This is a genomic window from Lutibacter oricola (genome assembly GCF_900106565.1).
In the GTDB taxonomy this organism is placed as follows: domain Bacteria; phylum Bacteroidota; class Bacteroidia; order Flavobacteriales; family Flavobacteriaceae; genus Lutibacter; species Lutibacter oricola.
The window spans coordinates 1-3,404 of sequence record NZ_FNNJ01000034.1 but is presented as its reverse complement, the minus strand read 5'-3'; the positions used below and the strand labels follow the sequence as shown (position 1 = coordinate 3,404).

Annotated in this window: 4 protein-coding genes; all 4 read right to left on the bottom strand. The window is 26.1% G+C overall.

Annotated elements, in window-relative coordinates; translation table 11 throughout:
- Positions 1-202: 202 nt before the first annotated feature.
- Positions 203-580: a hypothetical protein gene (locus tag BLU40_RS17235; protein ID WP_090126721.1), complete on the bottom strand. Its 378-nt coding sequence runs from the start codon at positions 578-580 to the stop codon at positions 203-205.
- A 348-nt stretch (positions 581-928) separates the two neighbouring features.
- On the bottom strand, positions 929-1,654 hold the full coding sequence (locus tag BLU40_RS17225; protein WP_090126715.1) for a lipocalin-like domain-containing protein: 726 nt from the start codon (positions 1,652-1,654) through the stop codon (positions 929-931).
- A 326-nt stretch (positions 1,655-1,980) separates the two neighbouring features.
- A complete protein-coding gene (locus BLU40_RS17220) occupies positions 1,981-2,355 on the bottom strand; it encodes a hypothetical protein (protein WP_090126712.1) in 375 nt (124 codons plus the stop codon).
- 160 nt (positions 2,356-2,515) lie between these two features.
- A complete protein-coding gene (locus BLU40_RS17215) occupies positions 2,516-3,298 on the bottom strand; it encodes an NADase-type glycan-binding domain-containing protein (protein WP_139171004.1) in 783 nt (260 codons plus the stop codon).
- Positions 3,299-3,404: the final 106 nt, after the last annotated feature.

Here is a 3,404-nt window from a genome sequence, read left to right as displayed (position 1 = left end):
TTTTTCAGAACAACTAAAAATTAAAATCAATATCAGAAGTATCAGTATCTTTTTCATTATCGTAATTAAACCCAACGGTTTTTGGTATGTTTTGTTGAGTGTTTAAGCTATAAATTTAGTAAATAATTACTGACCAAGAAAATCCGATAGGATTTTCGTAAGTGTGCTAGAACCAAACAATAAAATATACCAGTTGTTGCCTTTAGTTGTTTGTCAATTGTGGTTTATCAATAATTTTGTTCTTAATCATATCAATAAAGTATACAAGAATCAATCCGATAATCATTCCAATTGTATAGTTATATTCAATAATGGATTTATCATTAAAATATCTAAACATAGATTCTATAATCATTATTACCAAAATAAAAATCGCAAATGTTTGTATTTTCATTCCTTTTCTTGAAAAGAAGTTGATTAATAGAAAAATTCCAATTGGTCTCAATCCATTTTCAATAATATCATATAAATTTATTTGATTCAGGTTTTCTGAATAATCGTGATTAGAATATTTTTTAATAAAATAATTTACAATCATAATTATAATAAATCCAATGAGGTAGAAATAGTTTTTTTTCATAAATCTTTTTCGTTTTTGTTTATTTTTTTAAGCTTATTTTTTTTATCAAATATTGTAATTATCATAGCTATAATCAATAAAATACTTGAAATATAATGTCTAAATGATTCTCCTTCGTATGCATTCCAAATTATCATCCCAATCGATGCGATTATTATTAAATGAGGTAAATATTTTTTCATAAATGTTTCTTTTCCGCAATTAAAGGCAACGGTTTTTGGTATGTTTTGTTGAGTGTTTAAGCACTAAATTTAGTAAATAATTACTGACCAAGAAAATCCGTGAGGATTTTCGTAAGTGTGCTAGAACTAAACAATAAAATATACCAGTTGTTGTGGTTTCGTTATTTTAATCATTGAACTTCTCATAATTTTCTATGTATTTATGATTCTTTAAAACTAATGAATCTTTAGTCAATTTTATTATTGTAGATGTATCTATTGAATTTTCAAAATATCTTAAAAGTTGGTCATTAAATATTTGATATTTATAGTACCTTAATAAGTCTACATAGACAACTGAATCCTTGTCGAATGCAATTGTTGCATTTTCAGTTTCATTATCAGTCCAAGCGCCCAAAATCTTACTTTTCTCAATAATAGTCGATTTCTTAATTGCTAATGAATCATTTCTCTCAATATATTCAATTGCACTTTCATTAGTTTTCGAAATTGGATTTATCGTAAATAGTTTGTACATAAAAATTCCTGCAACAATTAAAGTAGATAAAATTGCATACAATGAATATCTATTGGTTTTATCTATACTTTTTCCATTTTTGTCAATTTGTACTTGGGTTTTATTTCGGACATCAGAATCAAATCTACTCTTTTCCATCATTCTATATTCAATGAGAAGTAAAAAACCTAAATTTAAAATTGGGATGATTATTCCATAAATAGAAATAGAATCAAAAAATTGTGGTAAAGCAAAATAACCAGCAAGAAGAATATTATTAAATGTGAATAATTTATCGTGAATCCTATCAAAATACTTAAGAATATTTTTCACTCCTTCTTTTTCTAATTCTCTTAAATTTTTATCAATATTATCGAGATCTTTATCTGTTAACATTTGACCTCCGTTTTTTCAATCTTTTTCATATTTTTTTTCCTATAATGAACCACAACGGGTTTGTGTATGGTTTGTAGCGTATTTTAAGCTACTAATTTACTAAATAAAACACTAACATAGAAAATCCGATAGGATTTTCGTAAATGTGCTAGAACCAAGCTATAAATTATAAACAGTGTTAGCCACTGAAATTTTTATTTCTAAATCACTCTTTCTCAATATCCATAAATAGTAAAATCGAAAATGATATCTTAAAATATGTAATTCAAATATCATTCATAAACACATTTACTATTCAATCTAATTACAGTTTTCTTTCATTTGGTTTAGTCTTTCAGCCAATACAAACTGTCAATTTTTTCTTGAGTATTTATCAATTTTGAATGTATTACTATCAGACTATCATTTTTTAACCATTCAATTTGAGTTACTTTATTTATTCTTTCATTTCTCTTTTTTCCGAAATAATAGTTTTTGAAAATCACTCCTGAATTAATTGATATGATTAATTTCTCAATTTCAATTGAGTTATGCATTCCATCCTTAAATTCAAACCAATTAGTAGATATAGTTAATTTGATTTTATTCTTACTTTCAGTTTTAAATATTACTTGCTCAAAATTTTGTTTTAATTCTGAACTGTAAAGAGTCAGAAGGAGAAAAAACACCAAAAAAGGAAAATATTTTCTTAAAATTTTCATTATCTGTTTTATTTTTGTGGCTAACGGGTTTGAATATGGTTTGTTGCGTGTTTAAAGCACTAATTTAGCAAATAAAAACCGAATAGGAAATCCGCTAGGATTTTCGTAAATCGGCTAGAACTAGCAATAAATTATATGCAGTGTTGGCATAAGTTATATCTTAATGTACATCAATTCCATCAAAGTAAATTTCAGTAATTGCTGTATCATCATATTTTTCTCCTTTGTAAATATCCATAATCTCAAAACGTAAATTCCATCTGTTCATTTTTTTTAATTCTTTTTCATTCTCTCTTTTTTGTATTCCAATTGGTTTAAATTCGAATACTTGTCCGAACTTAATGTCTTTAAGGTTTAAAATAGCAAACTCTTTATTGTTTAAATAAACCTTTAATCGTTTTACTCGTGAATTATTTCTCCAAGAATTCTCACTTTTCACATATCCATTGACAACAATTATTTTTGTAATTCTAGGATTTTCTGGCGGGAAATCATAAGTTATGGATTCTCCAATTCCATATCCATTTACACCCTCAATCCAAGCTGTTTTATAATTTAAATCGTGAATATTTTCTGCTTTGTAATTAATTCCATTTTGTTCTTGAAGTTCTGATGTGGCAGAATTAATATCTAAACCTCCTCCGCAATACCAACTGCAACCTCCATTATCAACATTCCAAGGATTTTCTTTTGTTTCATCACAATATTTTAAAATCTCCTTTTCTTTATCTGTGGGATTATCAATATCTCTGTTCTCGGCAATTATTTTACTCCAAACTTTTTCACAATTCTTAATGCTTTCTGCTGAATTGAATTTTTCAATATATTCTTGTGTAAAATCGAATCCTGAATCTCGAATTTCGATAGGATTCAAATTAAGTACATTTTGTCCCATTGAAATTATTGGAATCAAGTATAAAAATGTTTGAAATATCTTTCTCATCTAATTTATGCCAACGGGTTTGTGTATGTTTTGTAGCGTTTTTTAAACTACTAATTTACTAAATAAAACACTAACGTAGAAAATCCGATAGGATTTTCGTAAATGT

Excerpts from the sequence above, each read along its gene's own strand:
- BLU40_RS17235 (WP_090126721.1), bottom strand. The coding sequence starts at position 580 with ATGAAAAAAAACTATTTCTACCTCATTGGATTTATTATAATTATGATT.
- BLU40_RS17225 (WP_090126715.1), bottom strand. The coding sequence starts at position 1,654 with ATGTTAACAGATAAAGATCTCGATAATATTGATAAAAATTTAAGAGAA.
- BLU40_RS17220 (WP_090126712.1), bottom strand. The coding sequence starts at position 2,355 with ATGAAAATTTTAAGAAAATATTTTCCTTTTTTGGTGTTTTTTCTCCTT.
- BLU40_RS17215 (WP_139171004.1), bottom strand. The coding sequence starts at position 3,298 with ATGAGAAAGATATTTCAAACATTTTTATACTTGATTCCAATAATTTCA.